This is a genomic window from Mesorhizobium sp. CO1-1-7 (assembly GCF_020164885.1).
Lineage (GTDB): Bacteria > Pseudomonadota > Alphaproteobacteria > Rhizobiales > Rhizobiaceae > Mesorhizobium > Mesorhizobium australicum.
In genome coordinates, this window is the sequence record NZ_JAIUHA010000001.1 from 645,102 (window position 1) to 666,044 (window position 20,943).

Annotated in this window: 19 protein-coding genes and 1 tRNA gene; 8 read left to right on the forward strand and 12 right to left on the reverse strand. The window is 63.5% G+C overall.

Annotated elements, in window-relative coordinates:
• Positions 1 to 21: 21 nt before the first annotated feature.
• The 9 genes from LB516_RS02930 to ssuD all read right to left on the reverse strand — a co-directional run bounded on the left by LB516_RS02930 (position 22) and on the right by ssuD (position 10,448).
• A complete protein-coding gene (locus LB516_RS02930; protein WP_140614959.1) occupies positions 22 to 1,269 on the reverse strand; it encodes an SfnB family sulfur acquisition oxidoreductase in 1,248 nt (415 codons plus the stop codon).
• Between the two features lie 24 nt (positions 1,270 to 1,293).
• Entirely contained in the window at positions 1,294 to 2,085 is a 792-nt protein-coding gene (locus tag LB516_RS02935) for an ABC transporter ATP-binding protein (protein WP_140614961.1), read from the reverse strand.
• Between the two features lie 67 nt (positions 2,086 to 2,152).
• Positions 2,153 to 3,490, reverse strand: coding sequence for an ABC transporter substrate-binding protein (locus tag LB516_RS02940; RefSeq protein ID WP_224718885.1), 1,338 nt, complete (start codon positions 3,488 to 3,490; stop codon positions 2,153 to 2,155).
• Positions 3,491 to 3,568: 78 nt separating this feature from the next.
• The gene (locus LB516_RS02945; RefSeq protein ID WP_224718886.1) at positions 3,569 to 4,609 is read right to left on the reverse strand and encodes a branched-chain amino acid ABC transporter permease; all 1,041 of its coding nucleotides are present in this window, start codon (positions 4,607 to 4,609) and stop codon (positions 3,569 to 3,571) included.
• A 3-nt stretch (positions 4,610 to 4,612) separates the two neighbouring features.
• Complete coding sequence (locus LB516_RS02950) at positions 4,613 to 5,512, reverse strand: branched-chain amino acid ABC transporter permease (protein ID WP_015314248.1); 900 nt, start codon at positions 5,510 to 5,512, stop codon at positions 4,613 to 4,615.
• Positions 5,509 to 6,435, reverse strand: coding sequence for an ABC transporter ATP-binding protein (locus LB516_RS02955; RefSeq protein WP_015314249.1), 927 nt, complete (start codon positions 6,433 to 6,435; stop codon positions 5,509 to 5,511). The genes LB516_RS02950 and LB516_RS02955 overlap by 4 nt, the downstream gene beginning before the upstream one ends.
• A 124-nt stretch (positions 6,436 to 6,559) precedes the next feature.
• Entirely contained in the window at positions 6,560 to 7,663 is a 1,104-nt protein-coding gene (gene sfnG / locus LB516_RS02960) for a dimethylsulfone monooxygenase SfnG (protein ID WP_140614967.1), read from the reverse strand.
• 158 nt (positions 7,664 to 7,821) lie between these two features.
• Entirely contained in the window at positions 7,822 to 9,279 is a 1,458-nt protein-coding gene (locus tag LB516_RS02965) for an FAD/NAD(P)-binding protein (RefSeq protein WP_224718887.1), read from the reverse strand.
• A complete protein-coding gene (ssuD, locus tag LB516_RS02970; protein ID WP_224718888.1) occupies positions 9,276 to 10,448 on the reverse strand; it encodes an FMNH2-dependent alkanesulfonate monooxygenase in 1,173 nt (390 codons plus the stop codon). The genes LB516_RS02965 and ssuD overlap by 4 nt, the downstream gene beginning before the upstream one ends.
• A gap of 394 nt (positions 10,449 to 10,842) precedes the next feature.
• On the opposite strand from ssuD, the gene LB516_RS02975 reads away from it, so the two are divergent.
• The 4 genes from LB516_RS02975 to LB516_RS02990 all read left to right on the forward strand — a co-directional run bounded on the left by LB516_RS02975 (position 10,843) and on the right by LB516_RS02990 (position 12,974).
• Positions 10,843 to 11,517 (forward strand): GntR family transcriptional regulator, encoded by a 675-nt coding sequence (locus LB516_RS02975; RefSeq protein ID WP_224718889.1) that lies wholly within the window; start codon positions 10,843 to 10,845, stop codon positions 11,515 to 11,517.
• 265 nt (positions 11,518 to 11,782) lie between these two features.
• Entirely contained in the window at positions 11,783 to 12,409 is a 627-nt protein-coding gene (locus LB516_RS02980) for a Crp/Fnr family transcriptional regulator (RefSeq protein ID WP_224718890.1), read from the forward strand.
• Between the two features lie 83 nt (positions 12,410 to 12,492).
• Positions 12,493 to 12,738 (forward strand): hypothetical protein, encoded by a 246-nt coding sequence (locus LB516_RS02985; RefSeq protein WP_140660047.1) that lies wholly within the window; start codon positions 12,493 to 12,495, stop codon positions 12,736 to 12,738.
• Between the two features lie 8 nt (positions 12,739 to 12,746).
• Positions 12,747 to 12,974, forward strand: a complete 228-nt coding sequence (locus LB516_RS02990) for a hypothetical protein (protein ID WP_015314255.1) — start codon at positions 12,747 to 12,749, stop codon at positions 12,972 to 12,974.
• Positions 12,975 to 13,058: 84 nt separating this feature from the next.
• Here the strand turns inward: LB516_RS02990 and LB516_RS02995 are convergent.
• A tRNA-Ala gene (locus LB516_RS02995) sits at positions 13,059 to 13,134 on the reverse strand.
• A 173-nt stretch (positions 13,135 to 13,307) separates the two neighbouring features.
• Entirely contained in the window at positions 13,308 to 13,697 is a 390-nt protein-coding gene (locus LB516_RS03000; protein WP_140614975.1) for a TIGR02300 family protein, read from the reverse strand.
• Positions 13,698 to 13,903: 206 nt separating this feature from the next.
• On the opposite strand from LB516_RS03000, the gene aroA reads away from it, so the two are divergent.
• From aroA to LB516_RS03020, 4 genes are all read left to right on the forward strand, one after another.
• Positions 13,904 to 15,262, forward strand: coding sequence for a 3-phosphoshikimate 1-carboxyvinyltransferase (aroA, locus tag LB516_RS03005; protein WP_140714325.1), 1,359 nt, complete (start codon positions 13,904 to 13,906; stop codon positions 15,260 to 15,262).
• 271 nt (positions 15,263 to 15,533) lie between these two features.
• Positions 15,534 to 16,184 carry a (d)CMP kinase gene (gene cmk / locus LB516_RS03010; RefSeq protein WP_140614979.1) on the forward strand — a complete coding sequence of 217 codons (651 nt, stop codon included), beginning with the start codon at positions 15,534 to 15,536 and terminating at the stop codon, positions 16,182 to 16,184.
• Positions 16,185 to 16,390: 206 nt separating this feature from the next.
• Positions 16,391 to 18,088, forward strand: a complete 1,698-nt coding sequence (gene rpsA, locus LB516_RS03015) for a 30S ribosomal protein S1 (protein WP_015314259.1) — start codon at positions 16,391 to 16,393, stop codon at positions 18,086 to 18,088.
• 131 nt (positions 18,089 to 18,219) lie between these two features.
• Positions 18,220 to 20,088, forward strand: coding sequence for a hypothetical protein (locus LB516_RS03020; RefSeq protein WP_224718891.1), 1,869 nt, complete (start codon positions 18,220 to 18,222; stop codon positions 20,086 to 20,088).
• Here LB516_RS03020 and LB516_RS03025 read toward each other — a convergent pair.
• Complete coding sequence (locus LB516_RS03025; RefSeq protein WP_140614983.1) at positions 20,073 to 20,780, reverse strand: SDR family NAD(P)-dependent oxidoreductase; 708 nt, start codon at positions 20,778 to 20,780, stop codon at positions 20,073 to 20,075. The two genes, LB516_RS03020 and LB516_RS03025, sit on opposite strands and share 16 nt — an antisense overlap.
• Between the last annotated feature and the right edge of the window lie 163 nt (positions 20,781 to 20,943).

Consider the following 20,943-nt stretch of genomic DNA (forward strand, 5'->3'; position numbering starts at 1 on the left):
GCGCCGCCCGCCTCCGGCAGATCAGCTCCAGGCGTGCAGCGGCGGATTCTCGCCGTTGAGGAAATATTTGCCGAGGATCGAATATTTCCAGCGCACCGGATCGTGCAGCGTGTGCGTGCGGGCGTTGCGCCAATGGCGATCGAGATTGTGCTCGGCCAGCGTCGAGCGCGTGCCGGCCAGTTCGAACAGCTTGTTCGTTGCCGCGATGGCGATTTCGGTCGACAGGATTTTTGCTTCCGCGGTAACGATCTGGGCATGCGCGACGGTTTCGGCTGTCGGCTCGGCCACCGCCTTGTCGATGGCATGGCCGGCCTTTTCCAGCAGCGCCTGCGCCGCGTGCAGGCGCAGCGTGAGGTCGCCGACAGCCTGGATGGTGTAGGGATCGTCCCAGGCATTGTCGAAGCCGCTGTCGATCCAGGCGCGGCTCCTGGTCCTGACAAAATGAACCGTCTCGTCGATCGCCGCCTGGGCGATCCCGGTGTCCACCGCCACCTGGATGATCTGGAAGATGGCGCCGTCGGCGGTCGGCTTGTCGTAGCCCTTGTAGCCCGGCACCAGATACGTCTTCGGCACCTTGACGTTGTCGATGATGACGGTGCCGGAGAGCGTCGTGCGCTGGCCGAAGCTCGACCAGTCGTCGATAACGGTCAGGCCGGGCGCGCCACGGTCGGCGATGGCATACCAGGCGCGACCTTCGTCATCGAGCGCCACGATCGGCACCAGATGGGCAAGCAGCGCGCCGGACGAATAGAATTTGCGGCCGTTGACGACGACATGGTCGCCGGCGTCGGTGAAGCGGGTCTCGAAATCGGCGGCGCGCTTCGAACCGAACTCGGAAAAGGCGTTGCCGAACCGGGTGCCCTTCAGCGCCTCGGTGAACAGCAGCTTCTGCTGTTCCACATCCGACACGGTGCGGATGGCCGCGATGACGCCGAGATGGTTCTGCGCGACCTGGCCGATTGAGGAATCGGCCGCCGAGATGATCTCGATCACCTTGACCAGCGTCGCATAGGACAGTTCCGGCCCGCCGAATTCCTTCGGCACATTGATCGACCACAGGCCGCTTTGGGAGAAGGCGTCGAGCTCGGCAACCGGCCAGATACGCTCGCGGTCGCGCGTGGACGCCCCCTTGACGAATTCGGCGGCGAGCGCATGGGCGATGGCGATCGCCTCCGCATCGTCCCTGATGATGTGTGCTGGTGCCGAGGGCCTTGCGACCGGCGGTACGGCGGCGGAAGCATGGTCTGTCTTGACGGTCGAGACGGTCATTTCATTGCTCCTTCAAATTTCGGTTCAGGCAACGGCGTGGAGACGGGATGGCTTGGCGGCGGGCGACGGCTGCTGGCCGAGATAGAGCGCCCTGATATCCTCGCGCTGGCGAAGATCGGCGGCCGCGCCGGACAGGACCGAGACGCCGTTTTCGAGCACAGTGGCGTGGTCGGCATAGCCAAGCGCGACCGCCGAGTTCTGCTCGGCGACCAGGATCGACAGACCGGTCTCGCGGTTGAGTTTTTTCAGCGTCTGAAAGATGTCTTGCACGATGAGCGGGGCAAGCCCCATCGAGGGCTCGTCGAGAACCAGCAGGCGCGGCCGCGACATCAGCGCGCGGCCGATGGCAGTCATCTGCTGTTCGCCACCGGAGGTGAGGCCGGACAATGTCCGGCGCTTTTCCCTGAGACGCGGAAAATAGGAATAAACCCGTTCGAGATCCGCGTTGATTTCGGCTCGGCGGCCGCTGCGGCCGATGCCGCCGGCGACCAGGTTTTCCTCGACGGTGAGGCTCTTGAAACAGTGACGGCCCTCCAGCACCTGGACCAGCCCGGCGCGTACGAGATCGCCCGGCTTGCGGCGCGAGACATCCGAGCCATCATAGCGGATGGAGCCGGCGTTGACCTGGCCGCGCTCTGCCGGCAGCAGGTTGGAGACGGCCTTCAACGTCGTGGTCTTGCCGGCGCCGTTGGCACCGAGCAGCGCCAGAATCCCACCCCGCCTGATCTCGAAGCTGACGCCATGCAGCGCCGTGATGGCGTTGATATAGGTGGCGTGGACCGCGTCCACGGCCAGGATGATGTCGTCGTTCGGCATGGCTGTTTCCGTGCTTTGCGGATGGGCCGGGCGCCGCGGATGGTGTCCACGGCACCCGGCCCGGAGATCAGTTGGTGGTCACGGCGTTGGCATCGTCGGCGGTGCGCAGCTTGATGCCCTTCTCGGCGGCATAGGCCGCGGCCGACTTCTCGATGATCGGCCGCAGCAGCGCCCAATCCGGCGCGATCCAGTCGGAAACGACGTTCCACTTCTTGCCGTCCCACTGCTGGAAGGTCACGTAGCCCTCGCCCTCGTGGTTATCCCAACTGACATTGATCGAGTGGAACAGGTCCTTGGCGCCGAGCGTCTCGACCTTGGCCGGGTCGAGCTTGAGGTGTTCGAAGCCCCAGCGGACTTCGTCGCCGGTCAGCGTGCGATGGCCGAACTTCTCCTGCGCGACGCGGATCGCCTCGACATTCAGGATGCCGTTGACGATGCCGAGATTGTGGTAGACAGAGCCGATGCGCGACTTGTCTTCGAGATTGCCCTTGCCGGCGCCGTAGACGGTCTTCACGATCTCCTGCACCACCGGATAGGTGTTGCCCGAGGCCTGGGTGGTGATGGCGGTGTAGCCCTTGGCGGCATCGCCGGCGGGGATGACGTCCTCTTCCGAATTCGACCAGACATTGCCGACGATGTGGTCGACGGGATAGCCGACCTTGACCGCCGTCTTCAGCGCCACCGGGTTCATCACGCCCCAGCCGCGCAGGACGACGAAATCAGGCTTGGCGCGGCGGATGGTCAGCCATTGCGACTGCTGTTCGTTGCCGGGATGCGGGACCTCGATCTGCTGCACGGTGAAGCCATATTTCTGCGCCAGCAAATCATATATCGGGATGGTCTCCTTGCCGTAGGGCGAGCCGTGATAGAGCACGACGATCTTCTTGCCCTTGAGCTTGTCGATGCCGCCTTCCTTGGCGGCGATATAGTTCACGATCCCTGACGTCTCGCTGTAGGGGTTGAGCAGCAGCGGGAAGACGTAAGGGAAGACGCGCCCGTCGGTGGAGTCGGTGCGGCCATGGTTGACCGTGATCAGCGGCACTTTGTCGGCGGTGATACGGTCGATCATCGCATAGGCGATGCCCACTGAGAGCGGGTTCCAGGCAGCGGCACCCGCATGGCTCTTCTGCCGCTCGTAGCATTCGACGCCGCGCTCGACCTCATACTGGGTCTCACACTCGTCCCAGGTCAGCTTGACGCCGTTGACGCCGCCGTCGCGGATGTTGATGAGGTTGAGATAATCGATGAAGCCGCCGAAGAAGCCGGTGCCGCCGGCCGCGTAGGGTCCGACGCGATAGCTCTGCAGCGGGAAATATTGTTCGTCGGCATGAGCTGATGGCAAGGCCACCGACACAATCATCGCCGCGGACAAAGCCGCCGCCTTGATGGTGCTGAGGAAGGTCATGGCTAGGTACTCCCGGTATGGGCCGTCTTTGGTCCGGCCTCTGGTTCATCTTCGAATAGGATTCTGGAGTGCGAGGGCTCAGGTCGATTGCCAAGCGAACAGGAGCCGTCTTCGGATCCTGTCCCACAGGGCCACCAGCCCGTCGGGTTCGAGGATCAGAAACAGGATGATGAGGACGCCGAGCACGATGCGCTGGCTCATGTCGAGCACGCCCGAATCGAAGACATCGCCAGGCAGGAAGCCGCCGAGGCGCGACAGTGCGAGCGGAAAGACCACGATCAGGGCGGCGCCGAAGAATGCGCCGCGGATCGAGGCGAGGCCGCCGATGATGATGATGAACATTATCTGGAACGAGCGGTCGAGATCGAAGCCATCCGGCTCGACGGTCCTGAGATAAGCGAACGCCCAGATGACACCGGCGACGCCTATGACGAAGGACGAGATGGCAAAGGCCAGAAGCTTGGTCTTCAAGACCGGGATGCCGATGATGCGGGCGGCGGTCTCGTTGTCGCGGATGGCGATGAAGTTTCGTCCCGTCTGCGACGATACCAGCCGATAGGCGAAGAAGGTCAGGATGACGACGATGGTCAGCGCAAAGAAATAGCGGCCGACGGGGCCATCGAGTGTGAAGCCTGAAAACGACAGCCTGGGCGCGTCGATGACGCCGGATGCAGAGTTGTTGGAAAACCAGCTGAACTTGGTCAGCGCCCATTGCACGAAGAACTGCGCGGCAAGCGTCGAAACCGCCAGATAAAAACCTTTCAGCCGCAGGCTCGGCAAGCCGAAGACGATGCCGATCGCGGCGGCCACGATGCCGGCGAGGAAAATGCTGCCGATCAGTGGCAGGCCTTCGACGCGCAGGTTGAAATTATAGGCGGCAAAGACGCCTGCCGCCATGAAAGCAGCGCTACCCAGCGAAACCTGGCCGGCATAGCCGGTCAGGATGTTGAGGCCGACACCGGCGAGGCTGAGTGCCAGGAACGGCAGCAGGATGGCCTCGAACAGGTAGCTCGAGCCGATCAGCGGCACGACGCCATAGGCGAAGGCGAGCAGGAGTACGGGGGCCACCCATTTCGGCAGCACCGTCACGGCGGAAAAGTCGCTTGCAATCGCGGCCATGGCTCAGACCCTTTCGACGAGCTTTTGGCCGAACAGGCCGGAAGGACGGATCAGGAGGAAGACAAGCGCGACGACATAGGCGAACCAGCTCTCGATGCCGCCGCCGAAATAATCGCCGATATAGACCTCGGCGAGCTTCTCGCTGGCGCCGATCAGGAGCCCGCCGACAATGGCGCCAAGAATGGAATCGAAGCCGCCAAGCACCAGCACCGGCAGCGCCTTGAGCACCACCAGCGACAGCGAGAACTGCACCCCTAGGCGGGCGCCCCAGAGCAGCCCGGCGACCAGCGCGACCAGGCCGGCCGCCGCCCAGACGGTGGCCCAGATCAGTGGCAGACGCAGGCCAACCGCGAGTGCGGCGAACTGGTCGTCGGCGACGGCGCGGAAGGCGAGGCCGATGCGGGTGTAGCGGAAGAACAGCGACAGCAGGAGAACCATGCCGGCCGCGACCACCGCCGCAAAAATATCGAACTGGCTGATCAGCACGCCGCCGACTTCCAGCGGCACATCCTCGATGCCGAGGTCAAGACCATGGACCTGCGTGCCCCAGATCAGTTGGGCGGCGCCCTCGATGATGTAGGACAGTCCAAGCGTCGCCATGAACAGGGTGATCGGCGGCTTGTTGGTTAGCGGCCTCAGCACCGTGCGCTCGATGGCGATGCCGATCGCCACCATGATGGCGAATGTTGCCACCAAGGCCAGTGCAAACGGAACACCGCGTTCGACAAGGCTGACGAAGGTAAGGGCGGCGAACAGCAGCATCGCGCCTTGGGCGAAGTTGAGCACGCCCGAGGTCTTGTAGATCAGCACGAAGCCGATCGCGACCAGCGAATACATGACGCCGGAGAGCAGCCCGCCGACGAGCACCTCGATGAAGAACTGATAGTCGAAGTCGGCGATCATATGCCCGCCCCGTCCTCATTGTCTGAGGCGACGCCCAGATAGGCATCGATGACGCGCTGGTCGTTGCGGACCTCGTCGGGTGTGCCGTCGGCGATCTTGCGGCCATGGTCGAGAACGGCGACCCGGTCGGACAGGCCCATGACGACGCCGACATCGTGTTCGATCAGGACGACGGTGGTGGCAAAGCGGTCACGCGCGGCGCGCACGAAAGCAGCCATTTCGCTTTTCTCACCTGATGTCATGCCGGCCATCGGTTCGTCGAGCAGCAGCAGGCGCGGCTCCGCGACCAGCGCCCGGGCGAGTTCGACCCGCTTCCGCAGCCCGTAGGGCAGCGTGCCGGCAAGACGATCGCGCACGGCGGTGAGGTCGAGAAATTCGAGAATCTGATCGGCGCGGCTGCGTGTCTCACGTCGCTCGCCGCGCGATCGTCCGATGCCGAGCACCTGGCCGGCGAAGTTGGAACGGACCTTGTAGGCAAGGCCGGTGGCGACATTGTCGAGGACGCTCAGTCCCTTGAACAAAGCAAGGTTCTGGAAAGTCCGGGCGACGCCGAGATGCGCCAGCCGCTGCGTCGGCACCTGCGCATAGTCGATTCCGGCAAGCTGGACCTGGCCGCGATCCGGCCGGTAGACACCGCTGATGACATTGATCAGCGAGCTCTTGCCGGCGCCGTTCGGGCCGATAATGGCGCGGATTTCACCTGATCGAACAGACAGATCGATGTCGGCCAGCGCGACGACGCCGCCGAACGACAGGCCGATGGCCTGGAGTGAAAGCATCGGAGATGTGGCCACCGCAGTGCCTGTTACCGGTGCGGTATGACCTTCGGACGGCTGCAGCGCCGAGGGCAGGCCGCGCGCGAAAACTTCCGGCGCATAGACCGAGGCTTCCATCACGCCTATGGCATAGCTGGGCAACGGCATTCCAATCGTCCTCGATTTCGCCCGCAGGCGCACGAATTCTCGATGCCGCCCGAAAAGATCGAGCGCGCTTGAAAACCTTCATTCGGGTGCTGGCCGGATTACCCGGCCAGCCTTGGAGAGATGACTATTCCGCTGCCAGCGAAGCCGCCTGCCCGGCATCCTCCAGCTCGCGAACGAGCGGGATGACATGCTTGCCGAAATACTCGACCTCTTCCTGGAAATGCAGGAAGCCGAGCAGGATGAGATCGGCGCCGGCGCTCTTCAAATCGACGATGCGCTCGGCAACCTGTCTCGGTGTGCCGATCAGGTTGGAGCGAAAACCGTCATTGTACTGGACGAGGTCGTCGAAGGAGGACTTCGCCCAATTGCCCTCGCCTTCCGGCGAGGCCTTGCCGGCGTTCTTGACCTCGTGGCCGAAGGCGTTGACCGCTTCCGGATTGGCCCTGGCGATGATCTCGGCAAGCACCGCCTTGGCCTCGTGCTCGGTCTCGCGCACAATGGCGAAGGCGTTGACGCCGACCTTGACGGAATGATTGCTGGCCTTTGCCTTGGTCTTGAGATCATCGACCTGTTTGGCGATTTCGGCCGGCGTGTTGCCGTTGGTGAAATACCAGTCGGAGACGCGTGATGCCATGTCGCGTGCCGCGCGCGACGAGCCGCCCTGGAATATCTCGGGCAGCGGCCGCGGCGGCTTCGGTTTCAGCGAGTATTCGTTGAAGCGGTAGAAGTCGCCTCGGAAGGTGAAGCTGTCTTCAGTCCATATACCGCGCAGCGCACGGATGAATTCCTCGGAGCGACGGTAGCGCTCATCATGGTCGAGCCAATGCTCACCGATGGCGTGGAATTCGCCACGGAACCAGCCGGAGACGAGATTGATGGCGACACGGCCGTTGGTCAGGTAGCTGATGGTGGCAATCTGCTTGGCCGCCAGCGCGGGATTCCAAGGGCCGGGCAGGATCGCGGCGATCACCTTCAGCGTCGTGGTGGCGGCCAGCAGGTCATGGCTGAATGCCACCGATTCATGCTGCTCGTCGGCGCCGTAGCCGGCGGTGAAACGGATCTGGCTCAGCGCGTAGTCGAAACCGGCCTTTTCGGCGATCTGTGCCAGCTTGCGGTTGTACTCGGCTGAATGGCTGGTGCGCTGCTCGATGTCGGAGATCACCAGGCCGCCCGAAACATTGGGCACCCAGTAGGCGAATTTGACCGCTTCGGTTCCTGCATGTGCCATGAATTGTCTCCCAGTCAGGCTGTTGATCGGTCCAGCCGCAGCCAGATGTCGGTATTTATTATGTTTATGGAATTTATATACAAAGGAGGATTTTCCGTTTTTGGCGCACTTGCGGGACGGAAATACCAATTTTGCCCAGCCATGCCGGCTTGCGGTTGTCAGCCCGCGACCGCAACGCCCCCGGCATTGGGGCCAACCGCTCCGCCTGAAGAAGATGTGTCGAGCAGCCCCGCGATCTCGGCCGAGACCCTTTGGGCATGCCGAGCGACCTCCGGCAGGCCCATGAGTTCGCCAAAGGTGCCTCGCGCCAGCGGACCGGCGACGAAAAGCCCGGCAACCGCCTTGTCATCGCCACCGACGGCGCGACTATCGAGGCCGGTCTCGATACCGAGCCCGTATGCGTCCGCCCTGATCAGACTGGCCTCAGTCAGGGAACGCAGCGCCGGATTTGACTGGAGCGCCTGCCCATGGGCCGGCCCTGTCGTGTTGATGACGGCATCGAAGCTTGCCGTCTCGATGTGCGTCTGTCCGCGCCGTTGGAAGCTGACCGCGAGGCTGTCGCCCTCGTCGTTCGACGCGACAAGCCGGGCTGCAATGGTGTCGAATGTGCCGGCGGTCTGGCGGCGGTCGAGCACGGAAGCCACCTGCGGTGCGATCCTGAAGCGATGCACGTCCCAAAACACGCGCAGCTGGCGGACCAGCCTTGCCCGCTCTGGCGGAGCGAGGGCGGACCACAGCACCGGCCCTTGCATGCGCAATTGGTCAAAGACCGACTGCCAGTTGACGTTGGCGGCTCGCGCCGCGGCCAGCGTGGCGCGAATGTTCTTCAGCAGGCCAAGTGCGGATGTGGCCGGCACCGACGCAAAGTCGCCGAAGGGCTCATGTCTGATATCCGGGTGGCCGCGCGAACGCAGTCCGCGGCGCGACAGCGCCAGGATGCGGCCGCGATGACCCCGGCGGTCAAGCTCGGCCACCATGTCGGCCGAGGTCAGTCCGGAGCCGACGATCAGGACCGACGCCTCCGGCCCGATCCCAGCGAGTGCCGACGGCGCGTAGGGATCGGCGACGAAGCCAGGTGCTCCAGCCAACAGGGCAAGTGCTGCCGGGATGGCCGGCAGAGGATGAGTCGCGGCGAGCACGACGATGTCGGCCGCGACAGGTCCCGCTAAGGTCTGTACGGTCCAGCCCGCCCTGTTGGCTCGAACTACCCGGGTGGCCTGAGCTTCGACATGACGGATAGCGCCCGAGTCGAGCCAAGGTGCGAGCTGCGCGGCGACATAGCGACCGAACACCCGCCGGCGCGGAAATACGTCGCCGTTCTTCCACAGCGCATCCGGGTCCCGCTCGATTTCGCCGCTGCCGGCCAGCCAGCGCGCAAAATGCTGCTGGTCTTCGGGAACCATGCTCATCCGGACGGCCGGGACGTTGACGCGGTGCGACGGCTCTTCGCTGGAATAGGCAAGACCGCCGCCGAGCGCGGAACGCGGTTCGATCACCGAGATCGACAGGCGCTCCGGCCCATGCGCCCGCGCAAGATGCCAAGCGACCGCCGCGCCGGAAAAACCACCGCCGATTATGGCGACGCGCGATCGGCGGACCGGAGGCAGCGCGTTCACGAGGCGCTGGCGAGCGACTTCGGCCGATGGTCACCGGCAATGGTCTCGCCGAACGGCCCGGTATTGACCGACGACCCGGCCGACTTGACCGGATGATCGGTCGGCAGTTTCGGCAGTACCAGTTCGCCGAAGCGATAGGCTTCCTCCAGATGCGGATAGCCGGACAGGATGAAGGTGTCGATGCCGAGGCGACGGTATTCATCGATGCGCTCGGCAATCGTATCCGGGTCGCCGACCAGTGCCGTTCCCGCACCGCCGCGCACCAGGCCGACGCCGGCCCATAGATTGGGCGCGATCTCGAGCTTGTCACGGTTGCCGCCATGCAGCGCGCTCATGCGCGCTTGGCCGACCGAATCCATGCGGCCGAACACTTTCTGCGCCGAAGCGATCGTCGCGTCGTCGAGCCGACTGATCAGGCTGTCGGCGGCGGCCCAGGCCCGTTCAGTGGTTTCACGGGCGATGACATGCAGACGAATGCCGAAGGAGAGTTTGCGGCCGGCCTTGTCGGCCAGTTCGCGCACGGCATCGAGCTTGCGTCCGACGTCGGCCGGGGGTTCGCCCCAGGTCAGATATTTGTCGATTTCCTGCGCCGCGACTGCCGATCCAGCATCCGATGAGCCACCGAAATAGAGCGGCGGATAGGGCGCCTGCACCGGCGGGAACAGCAACCTTCCGTCCTCGATGCGGAAATGCTTGCCCTGGTGCTCGACCGTCTCACCGCTCAGCACCCGTTTGTAGATCCGGAGGAATTCCTGCGTCACCTCATAGCGCTCGGCATGCGAGAGAAAGATCCCATCGCCCTTGTTTTCCAGCGGATCGCCGCCGGTGACGACATTGATCAGCAGGCGGCCGTTGGAGATGCGGTCGAGCGTGGCTGTCATGCGCGCGGCAAGCGTCGGCGACTGCAAGCCGGGCCGCACGGCGACGAGGAAACGCAGCCGCTCTGTCAGGGGCGCCAGCGCCGACGCAATCACCCAGGAATCCTCGCAGGCCCGGCCGGTCGGCAACAGCACGCCGTAATAGCCAAGTGTGTCGGCCGCTTTCGCCACTTGCGACAGATAGGGCAGATCGACGGCCCTGCCGCCCTCGGTCGTGCCGAGATAACGGCTGTCGCCATGCGTCGGCAGGAACCAGAGAACCTTGATGCGGTCAGGGACATCTTGGGTCATGCCTTGCCTCCTGTGGTTCGGTGGTAGCGGCCCGGCTCCGGCACGGTTGAGAGTAAACGCGGAAACGCTGGCATGGCGTGGTCCTGTGCAGGAAACAGATCGCCCATGCAGATTGCTTATTCTATAAATTCTGTAGAGTTTGTTTATTCTAAATCCGCGCACGCAATTGGAAATTCTTCCTCATGCCCGCCGCCTGCGAGCGGAGAGGGCCGGCTCGACCGCGTTGACGTTGTCCTTGCGCCGCCTTGGAAAGGGTTGGCGGCCTCCTTCCAGGCGTCGAGTGAATTGGCCACCCCCTCCATTGTCGACAGGGACGCCTCCGCATTGGGTGCATTCCAATTTACGTTCCAATATACTCCGATCATTTCTGGTGAACGAACGCTACGGATTTGCCATGGACCTTGACCCTTCGACCCTCAATCGGGCTTTGCCGTTGCGCGATCAGATCTATCAGAAGATCCGCAACCTGATCGTCGTCGGACAGATGAAGCCGGGGGAAGTGATCAACGAGGTGGCCATCGCCGAAGCGCTCGGCGTTTCGCGCACCCCGGTGCGGGAAGCGGTGAAGCGCATCAGCGACGAAGGCCTGGTCCATATCCTGGCGCAGACCGGCACCTATGTCGCGCCGATCAGCCGCGCCGACCTCGAGGAGGCCTACGTCATCCGGCGGGCGCTGGAAATGGAGAGCGCCAGGCGCGCGGCCGTCAAGCTCACGCCGGCATCCGCCGAATTGCTGGAGGACAATATGGCGGCGCACAAGCTCGCCATCGCGCGCGGCCGATATGCCACCGCGATCCAACTCGACGATGTCTTTCATCGCACCATCGCCGAAATCTGCGGCCTGCCGATGATCTGGCGAGCGGTCGACATCTCCAAGGCGCAGATGGACCGCGGCCGCTATCTCGCCATTCCAAAGCCCGGCTATGGCGAACAGACGATCGAGCAGCACGAGGCCATTCTCAAGGCCCTGAGGCGGCACGATGCCGAGGGCGCCGCACAAGCGATGGAACACCACCTCGAGACGTCGTTCCGCAACACGCTCGAAGTCGCCGCGGACCTTCTCGGCTGAAGCCTTCTCGGCGTCTGGCAGCGCTGCTGCTCCCGGGGACGCCTGACGGTCGATGCTCTTGGCCTTCCACGCAGGCGCAGTCGTTTGCCAAGCCCGCGCATGAAGCGTAAGATCAGCCATCGGCCGCCGTTTGTCCGGATGCAGCCGACAGTAAGAGGGTACATGCTCTTGCCCGATAGGGAGAAGAGCCATGCCTCAATCCACCTTTCGCAACCATGTTCTGAAAACCCTCACGCCTGAGGATTTCGGGCTTTTACGGCCGTCGATGCATCACGTCGAACTGGCCATCAAAGCCCGGCTGGAGATCGCGCATCAGCCGATCGAGCATGTCTATTTTCCCGAAACCGGTATCGCGTCGGTGGTCGCCGCCATGACCGGAGGGCGGCAAAGCGAAGTCGGCATCATCGGCCGCGACGGCATGACCGGGGTAGCGGTCGTTCTCGGCCAGGACCGATCTCCCAATGAAACCTATATTCAAGTCGCCAGCAACGGCTGGTGTCTGCCGGTTGAACGTCTGCGCATTGCGATTGCCGAGAGCCAGACCCTTCGCCCGTCGCTGCTTCGCTACGCCCACGCATTCCTGGTCCAGTCGTCGCGAACGGCGCTGGTCAATGGCCATTCGAAAATCGAGGAACGGCTCGCCCGCTGGTTGCTGATGGTCAACGATCGCGCTGAAGGAGATATCATCTACCTGACGCATGAATTTCTGGCGACCATGCTTGGCTCCAGGCGCCCGGGCGTTACCACCGCCCTCCAAATGCTCGAATATCGGGGGCTGGTTCATGCCAAGCGCGGCGAGATCACGATCGTCGACCGTACCGGAATGATAAAACTCACGGATGGTGCCTATGGCGAGGAGGAGCAACATCACTTCAGCGCAGGGGCTGACTGATTGTCTGGAACCGGACATAGGCTTGAAGACCACCGAAGTCCTGCCGTAAACCATGTTGGTCAGGGTTCAGGGAGGAATTCTCGATGACCAACTCTTTTCACTCCATCACGGTTGAAAGAGCCGCCGAAGCCTATGTTCTTTCCAGGGGCAAGGCACGCTTTCTCTCCGTTGCGCAGGCAATACGCGCCATCCGAACACTCATGCCCGCATGCAGGGCTACCGACCGCGAGTTGGAGGAGTTGCTGGCGACCGCATCCCTCGTTCACGGCGTACCCGTGGCCTTCGACACAAACCCAGCCGATGGCGTAGCGCCGCAGCTCCATTCGTAGGGGCGGAGATGCCTGCGCTCGCGCAGACCCCTACCCTGTCGGACGTTCGCCAAGCGATTGTCCGCTGCCTGATCGACACCGTCGACCGGCCGTGCATTTCGATATCCGAGGTGAGCCACGAGGTGAGGAGAATGTTCCCGCTTTGCGAACTCACGGATTGGGAACTTGGCGATCTCATTGCGCGAAGCGCGATCGACGCGGGATTTGCCGTCGAGTTCGGCGCTGACGTTCCGTGATCGCGCAAATCAGGGATCGCCAATGGTTGAACAGGTCGGAGATGTCCCGCCGAAACAAAGCGTTTCCTTGCCCTGGAAGGTAACTGGTGGAGCCAATCGGGATCGAACCGACGACCTCTTGAATGCCATTCAAGCGCTCTCCCAACTGAGCTATGGCCCCACTCCCGGCAGTCAGCCGGCGCCGTTTCCGGCGAGAGATCGGCGCGGGTTGGAAGACCGCGCCGTTAGTGCAGGCGGCTTCTAACCCCGCCATTCCCAGATATCAAGCCTTCATCGGCGGCTTTTTCTTCACAGGGCGTGAAAGCCGGCAAACGCTCACGTTCGAAGCCTTTGTCAGACTTCGTCGTCGTCGTCGCCGACGCCGATCATGTCGGAAACGTCGTCGTCTTCTTCCTCTTCGTCGGCAAGGAAGGTGTCATCCTCGTCGTCGCCGAGGTCGACGTCATCCTCGTCGTCACCGAGATCGGGAAGATCGTCGCTCTTGGCGTCGTCTTCCGCCTCTTCGAGCGAGACGACCTCGACGCCCTCTTCCTCCTCGGCGTCCACTTCCTTCTCGGCCACTTCCTCTTCCTCCTCGATGGCGGCGATCTTGCCTTCCTCGAAATAGGAGCGCGGATAGGTCTTGCCCGTATAGGGCGAGACGATCGGGTCTTTGTTCAGGTCGTAGAATTTCCGGCCCGTTTCCGGGTCGATGCGTTTTGTGCCAAGTTCGGTTTTTGCCACGGCAAGCCTCGTCGATAAAAGAGTGGTCCCCTTAACCACAGTTTGCAGCGCTGTCAAAGCGAAAAGCCGGCGTCACAAAACCAAGCACTGAAAGGCCTCGCGCCAAGTGACGAGCATGGGGATGACCATTTCGTCCCGCCGTGATACGAGACCGCCGCAACAAATGAAAAGCGTCGGCACGCCGGCAATCCGTCCAGGGAAATTCCATGTCTCACGCCGCCGCTGCCAAGCCGGCCACTGCCCGCAAGTCACCAGCCCTTTCCGGCACGGCCCGCGTGCCGGGCGACAAGTCGATCTCGCACCGCTCGTTCATGTTCGGCGGGCTCGCCTCCGGCGAAACTCGCATCACCGGCCTGCTCGAGGGCGAGGATGTGATGCGCACGGGCGCGGCCATGAAGGCGATGGGCGCGCATATCGAGAAACGCGGTGCCGAGTGGGTGATCCGCGGCACCGGCAACGGCGCGCTGCTGCAGCCGGAAGGTCCGCTCGATTTCGGCAATGCCGGCACTGGCTCGCGGCTGACCATGGGGCTCGTCGGCACCTACGACATGGAGACGACCTTCATCGGTGACGCCTCGCTGTCGGGCCGGCCGATGGGTCGCGTGCTCGAACCGCTGCGCCAGATGGGCGTGCAGGTGCTCAAAGCCACGCCCGGCGACCGCATGCCGATCACGCTGCATGGGCCGAAGCACGCCGCCCCGATCACCTACCGCGTGCCGATGGCCTCGGCGCAGGTGAAGTCGGCGGTGCTGCTGGCCGGGTTGAACACGCCAGGCATCACCACCGTCATCGAACCTGTCATGACGCGCGACCACACGGAAAAGATGCTCAAGGGATTTGGCGCCAACCTGTCGGTCGAGACCGACGAGCGCGGCGTGCGCCACATCTTCATCGAAGGCCAGGGCAAGCTGACCGGCCAGACCATCGCCGTGCCGGGCGACCCGTCCTCGGCCGGCTTCCCGCTGGTGGCGGCGCTGATCGTGCCGGGTTCGGACATCACGATCGAAAACGTGCTGATGAACCCGACCCGCACCGGGTTGCTTCTCACGCTGCAGGAAATGGGCGGCCAGATCGACATCTTGAACCCGCGCAATGCCGGCGGCGAGGATGTCGCGGACTTGCGCGTTCGTTACTCCGAGCTGAAAGGCGTCGCCGTGCCGCCCGAGCGGGCGCCGTCGATGATCGACGAATACCCGGTGCTGGCCGTTGCCGCCAGCTTCGCCGAGGGCGAGACGCTGATGCAGGGGCTGGAGGAACTGCGGGTGAAGGAATCCGACCGGCTGTCGGCGGTCGCCAACGGGCTGAAGCTCAACGGCGTCGACTGCACCGAGGGCGAAGCTTCGCTTGCCGTGCGCGGCAAACCAGGCGGCAGGGGATTGGGCGGCCACCCCAACGGCCGGGATACGACGGTGCAGACCCATCTCGACCACCGCATCGCCATGAGCTTTCTGGTGATGGGCCTGGCGACGGAAAAGCCTGTCACCATCGACGACCAGGCGATGATCGCGACGAGCTTTCCGGAGTTCATGGAACTGATGACGGGGCTGGGCGCGGAAATCGAGTGATAGTGGCAATCGCAAACCTTGGGGATTGGCTGGCGACATCCCGTGCTTCGTCATCCTGGGGCGAAGCAAGGAGCGCAGCGACGCGGCGCAGACCCCAGGATCCATGCCATGACCTCAACGCCCCGCAACGTTGCAAAATTCTGATCCGCAGCGTTCTTTGGCTGACGTCACGGCATGGATCCCAGGGTCTTCGCTCCGCTTCGCGTTCGCTACGCCCTAGGATGACGAAGTCGCGGGGGCCTATTTCCATGCGTGAGGCGTCTGCCCGCCAATGACCCACCCCTTCACCATCGCCATCGACGGACCGGCCGGCGCGGGCAAAGGCACGCTCGCCCGCCGTCTCGCCGATCACTACCGCCTCAACCTGCTCGACACCGGCCTGACCTATCGCGCCGTCGCCCATGCGCTGCTGCGGCTCGGCCTACCGCTCGACAATGTCTCGGCGGCAGAAACCGCCGCCCGCCAGGTCGATCTGGCAAAGCTCGACCGTGCGGTGCTGTCGGCGCATGCGGTTGGGGAGGCCGCCTCGAAGGTCGCGGTTTTCCCTACGGTGCGGCGCATCCTGGTCGAAAAGCAGCGCGACTTCGCAAGGACGCCGCCGGGCGCGGTGCTGGACGGGCGCGACATCGGCACGGTCGTGTGCCCCGACGCCGACATAAAACTCTATGTGACGGCAAGTGCCGAGGTGCGCGCGAAGCGCAGGCTGGCCGAGATCGAAAGCATCGGCGGCACCGCCGATTTCGCCGAAATCCTTGCCGATATCCAGCGTCGCGACGAGCGCGACATGGGCCGGGCGGACTCGCCGCTGAAGCCGGCGGCCGACGCGCACTTGCTTGATACCAGCGAAATGGCTATAGAAGCCGCGTTTCTCGCGGCCATGTCCGTCATCGACGACGTGCTGGCCAAGAGAAACAAGGCCTGATCCGGGTTTCATGCTGCTTCCGGTTGCCGGAGGCGAAGAAAATACCCATATCGGGCACGAACCAGCCTGCCAGCATTCTTCATGCGCCGGAATTGCCGCTTGAAAAGCGGCCCAGGGCTTTTGCAGCCCGGAACGCCGGCAGGCCAACGCAACGCTAACCCACGGCGCCCGCCCCGCGAAAGATGCGGGGTACTCCAGGAGAAACAATGTCTGCTGCAAATCCCACTCGCGATGATTTCGCGAGCCTGCTCGAAGAATCATTTACCACCGGTCATTCCGGCGAAGGCCAAGTCGTCAAGGGCACGATTCTGGCGATCGAAAAAGACATGGCCATCATCGATGTCGGCCTCAAGGTCGAAGGCCGTGTGCCGCTGAAGGAATTCGGCGTCAAGGGCAAGGACTCGACGCTCAAGGTCGGCGATACGGTCGAAGTCATGGTCGAGCGCATCGAAAATGCGCTGGGCGAGGCCGTGCTGTCGCGCGACAAGGCGCGCCGCGAGGAGAGCTGGGTCAAGCTCGAAGAGAAGTTCACCAAGGGCGAGCGCGTCGAAGGCGTCATCTTCAACCAGGTCAAGGGCGGCTTCACCGTCGACCTCGACGGCGCCGTGGCCTTCCTGCCGCGCAGCCAGGTCGATATTCGCCCGATCCGCGACGTCTCCCCGCTGATGCACAACCCGCAGCCCTTCGAGATCCTCAAGATGGATCGCCGCCGCGGCAACATCGTCGTGTCGCGCCGTACCGTGCTTGAGGAGAGCCGCGCCGAACAGCGTTCGGAAATCGTGCAGAACCTCGAGGAAGGCCAGGTTGTCGAAGGCGTCGTCAAGAACATCACCGATTACGGTGCGTTCGTCGACCTCGGCGGCATCGACGGCCTGCTGCATGTCACCGACATGGCATGGCGCCGCGTCAACCATCCGACCGAAATCCTCAACATCGGTCAGACGGTCAAGGTGCAGATCATCCGCATCAACCAGGAAACCCACCGCATCTCGCTCGGCATGAAGCAGCTCGAGAGCGATCCGTGGTCCGAGATCGGCACCAAGTTCCCGATCGGCAAGAAGATCAAGGGCACCGTCACCAACATCACCGACTACGGCGCGTTCGTCGAGCTGGAGCCGGGCATCGAGGGCCTCATCCACGTTTCTGAGATGTCGTGGACCAAGAAGAACGTGCATCCCGGCAAGATCCTGTCGACGACGCAGGAAGTCGACGTGGTGGTGCTGGAAGTCGATCCGGCCAAGCGCCGCATCTCGCTCGGCCTCAAGCAGACGCTCGAGAATCCGTGGCAGGCTTTCGCCTCGAGCCATCCGGTCGGCAGCCAGGTCGAGGGCGAGGTCAAGAACAAGACCGAGTTCGGCCTGTTCATCGGCCTCGAAGGCGACGTGGACGGCATGGTGCACCTGTCCGACCTCGACTGGACCCGTCCGGGCGAGCAGGTCATCGAAGAGTACAATCGCGGTGACATGGTCAAGGCGCAGGTGCTCGACGTCGACATCGACAAGGAGCGCATCTCACTCGGCATCAAGCAGCTGGCCAAGGACACGGTCGGCGAAGCCGCGACGTCAGGCGAACTGCGCAAGAACGCCGTCGTTACCTGCGAAGTCATCGGCGTCAAGGATGGCGGTCTGGAAGTGCGGCTGGTCGACAGCGGCATCGAGACCTTCATCAAGCGCTCCGACCTCAGCCGCGATCGCGACGAGCAGCGCCCCGAGCGCTTCACCGTCGGCCAGAAGGTCGACGCCCGCGTCATCGCCTTCGACAAGAAGACCCGCAAGCTGCAGGTCTCGATCAAGGCGCTGGAAATCGCCGAAGAGAAGGAAGCCGTCGCACAGTACGGCTCGACCGACTCCGGCGCTTCGCTGGGCGACATCCTGGGTGCCGCGCTGAAGAAGCAGGGCAACTAAGGATTAACCGCTTGCCGCACGATTTTCGTGCGGCTTGAACAAAGACCCCGCCGGAGCGATCCGGCGGGGTCTTTCTTTACGGCAAGATAAACTTCCTCGCGTATTTGGCAGTCATCCCGGGGAAGCTTTCCATGAGCAATGACGACGACAGGGCCGCAGCGCAATCTTCGTGGCTGCCGCGTCTTTATATGAGCGCACCGGCCCTTTTCTGCTTCAGCGGCATGGTGACGGTGATGATCGTCCTCTGGTCCCTGGGCTTCCGGCTCAATGCCGATGCGGACGACCTTCTCAAAATACACGAGATCCGCACCTTGCTCGTGACCGGGAATATCTTCGACCGGACAATGCCCGGCATTGCCCAGCCCGAGCCCTACATCTCGCACTGGCCATGGATCGTGGACCTGCCCTATGCCGCCTTTGCATGGCTGCTCGCGCCGTTCGCCGGTTTCGAGCCGGCGCTGATGGCAGCAAGCTTTGTCGTGCCGCTGCTCCTGTTTGTACCCGCGCTCTACTTCTACAACCGGCTGATTGTCGCGATGGGCTTTGCCTATCCGGCCATTGCATTGCCGTTGGCCTTGATCTTCGCCGCGCGCACCTTCTTCGAATACGCTCCGGGGCGGATCGACTATCACAATCTGCAGATATTGCTTCTGCTTGCCGCCCTGGTCCTGTTGCTGTCGCGGAATCGCCTTTCGCCCTTCGTCAACGGCTTGCTGACAGCCCTGGCAATCGCGATCAGCGCCGAGTTCGCACCGTTCTTCGCCCTGGTGATGGCCGTCTACGCCTTCGACTGGATCGCCGGCCGCGACGAGAGTGCGACAGGGATCACCGGCTTTGGAGTGGCCCTGGCGATCGGCGCGATCGGCCTGTTCGCCGCTACCGTCGCGCCCTCGGCCTATGCCGCGGTCAAATGCGATACCTATTCCGCGCCGCATTTGCTGGCGCTGACCGCCGCCGGGCTCTCATTCGCCGTCGTACCTCGGCTTGTCGGCACGCGTGGCGGCTGGGCAATGCGGGCCGCGCTTCTGCTGGTGTTCGCCGCCATCAGCCTGGTGGCGCTGGTGAAACTGTTTCCGCAATGCCTGGACGGCCCTTACGCGTCGATGGACGCCTATGTCCGCGACAACATGCTCAACAGAATTCTTCAGGAATTGAGCCTGTTTCGGCGCCCCGATTTCGTCCTGTCGTCCGGCTTTCCCAGCATGTTGCTGCTGTTCGCCGGCGCGCTCGCGCCGGTCGGCATCTGCACCGGGTCGCATGGCCGCAGCCGGCCTCTGGTCATACTGGCCCTGTTTTCGCTGCTCGGATTGGTGCTGGCGATCGACTATCTCCGCTACTTCCGCTATCTCCCGATTTTCTCCGGCATCGGCCTGATCTTCGTGCTGGAGAGCCTGCTGCCGCAAGGTTCGGGGCTGCGGCGCTACTTGAAATCTCCCGTGCCGGCGCCATCGCGCAAATACGCATTGATCCTGCCCGGTCTGGTTTTGTCCGGGGCCATGGCGCTGTACCATATGGCGGTCAGACCCTCCCAAGCGGCGATACCCGCCGCCGAATTCGCCGACAGTTGCGACCTCGATCATTTCGGAGCGCAACGGGGTTGGCCGTCGGGCGCCATCGTCCTTTCGCCACCGCTCATCGGATCGCATTTCGTCGCGCTGGCCGACGGCCCCAAGGTGGTGACGATCCCAAACCACCCTTCGGCCAAGGGCATCGAACGGAGCTACCGCTTTCTCGACCCCATGACCGCCGACCCGCGTGCGATTCTCGACGCGTCGAAGGCGACACATGTCGCGATCTGTGCCTGGCGAGGCGCGCCGTCGCCAGGTCTCGAAGCCGCCTACCCTTTCGCGGCGGCCCTGATGGAAGGCAAGCCGCCGGCTTGGTTGAGGGAGTGTCCCACGGACGCTTCATCGCCGCTGCGTATCTACAGCTACCGCAACGCCGATGGATCCGACGCCGGCTGCCCGGCTTCGACGCTCTCCGCTCAGGCCCTGCCGTAGAGCGGCACCAGCGTTCCGCTCATTGCCTGATTGGCCGGCGAGGCGAGATAGGCGATTGCCTCGGCCGCTGCTTCGAGGCTGACCCATTTGGTGAAATCGGCATCCGGCATGTCGGCGCGGTTGGCCGGCGTGTCGAGCGTCGATGGGGCCACCGCGTTGACCAGGATGCCCTGGGCCTTCAATTCTTCCGCCATCGCCACCGTCATGGCAGCGACCGCCGCCTTGCTGGCCGTATAGGCGACCATGCCGGCGCCGCGGCGCGGGTCGAGCCCGGCGCGTGCCGTGACATTGACGATGCGACCGGCGGTATCCGACGCCAGCATCGAGCGGATGGCGGCGCGGCTGCACAGGAAGGCGGTGCGGGCGTTGGTGTCCATCATCTCGGCAAACGACGCCGATTCGATCTTCTCCACCGGCGCCATGGCAAAGCCGCCGGCCAGATGGATCGATCCCCACAAGGCAGGAACCTGGCTATAGAACGCCTCGACCTTGGCGGGGTCCGAGAGATCGACATTGTGCGCCAGTTTGACATTGTCGTGCGTGGTGAAGGGGAAGTGCTGAGGTGCCGCGGCATGCGCGTTCGGCACGTGGCAGATCGCGCCCTGTTCCAGCAGTCTGCCGACCACCGCCCCACCGAGCGCGCCGGTTCCACCGGTCACAACGATGTGCCTGCCTTCAAGTGTTTCCGTCATCCTGGACCGCTCCTGTCATTTTTATGACTTTTGTCGTTGGTTTGCCGCGCCGACGCGAAGCGTCGCCCCTTTCAGTCGATCACTCAACCGATATCTCGACATGGCAGCCGTCACGTCTTTGCATGCGTCAGGGCATCGCCGAATAACGAAGCCGCCCGGAAGC

Excerpts from the sequence above, each read along its gene's own strand:
- LB516_RS02955 (WP_015314249.1), bottom strand. The coding sequence starts at position 6,435 with ATGCCGTTGCCCAGCTATGCCATAGGCGTGATGGAAGCCTCGGTCTAT.
- sfnG (WP_140614967.1), bottom strand. The coding sequence starts at position 7,663 with ATGGCACATGCAGGAACCGAAGCGGTCAAATTCGCCTACTGGGTGCCC.
- LB516_RS02975 (WP_224718889.1), top strand. The coding sequence starts at position 10,843 with ATGGACCTTGACCCTTCGACCCTCAATCGGGCTTTGCCGTTGCGCGAT.
- LB516_RS02990 (WP_015314255.1), top strand. The coding sequence starts at position 12,747 with ATGCCTGCGCTCGCGCAGACCCCTACCCTGTCGGACGTTCGCCAAGCG.
- cmk (WP_140614979.1), top strand. The coding sequence starts at position 15,534 with ATGACCCACCCCTTCACCATCGCCATCGACGGACCGGCCGGCGCGGGC.
- LB516_RS02980 (WP_224718890.1), top strand. The coding sequence starts at position 11,783 with ATGCATCACGTCGAACTGGCCATCAAAGCCCGGCTGGAGATCGCGCAT.
- LB516_RS02930 (WP_140614959.1), bottom strand. The coding sequence starts at position 1,269 with ATGACCGTCTCGACCGTCAAGACAGACCATGCTTCCGCCGCCGTACCG.
- rpsA (WP_015314259.1), top strand. The coding sequence starts at position 16,391 with ATGTCTGCTGCAAATCCCACTCGCGATGATTTCGCGAGCCTGCTCGAA.
- LB516_RS02985 (WP_140660047.1), top strand. The coding sequence starts at position 12,493 with ATGACCAACTCTTTTCACTCCATCACGGTTGAAAGAGCCGCCGAAGCC.
- LB516_RS02940 (WP_224718885.1), bottom strand. The coding sequence starts at position 3,490 with ATGACCTTCCTCAGCACCATCAAGGCGGCGGCTTTGTCCGCGGCGATG.
- LB516_RS02950 (WP_015314248.1), bottom strand. The coding sequence starts at position 5,512 with ATGATCGCCGACTTCGACTATCAGTTCTTCATCGAGGTGCTCGTCGGC.
- LB516_RS02945 (WP_224718886.1), bottom strand. The coding sequence starts at position 4,609 with ATGGCCGCGATTGCAAGCGACTTTTCCGCCGTGACGGTGCTGCCGAAA.
- aroA (WP_140714325.1), top strand. The coding sequence starts at position 13,904 with ATGTCTCACGCCGCCGCTGCCAAGCCGGCCACTGCCCGCAAGTCACCA.
- LB516_RS03025 (WP_140614983.1), bottom strand. The coding sequence starts at position 20,780 with ATGACGGAAACACTTGAAGGCAGGCACATCGTTGTGACCGGTGGAACC.
- ssuD (WP_224718888.1), bottom strand. The coding sequence starts at position 10,448 with ATGACCCAAGATGTCCCTGACCGCATCAAGGTTCTCTGGTTCCTGCCG.
- LB516_RS02935 (WP_140614961.1), bottom strand. The coding sequence starts at position 2,085 with ATGCCGAACGACGACATCATCCTGGCCGTGGACGCGGTCCACGCCACC.
- LB516_RS03020 (WP_224718891.1), top strand. The coding sequence starts at position 18,220 with ATGAGCAATGACGACGACAGGGCCGCAGCGCAATCTTCGTGGCTGCCG.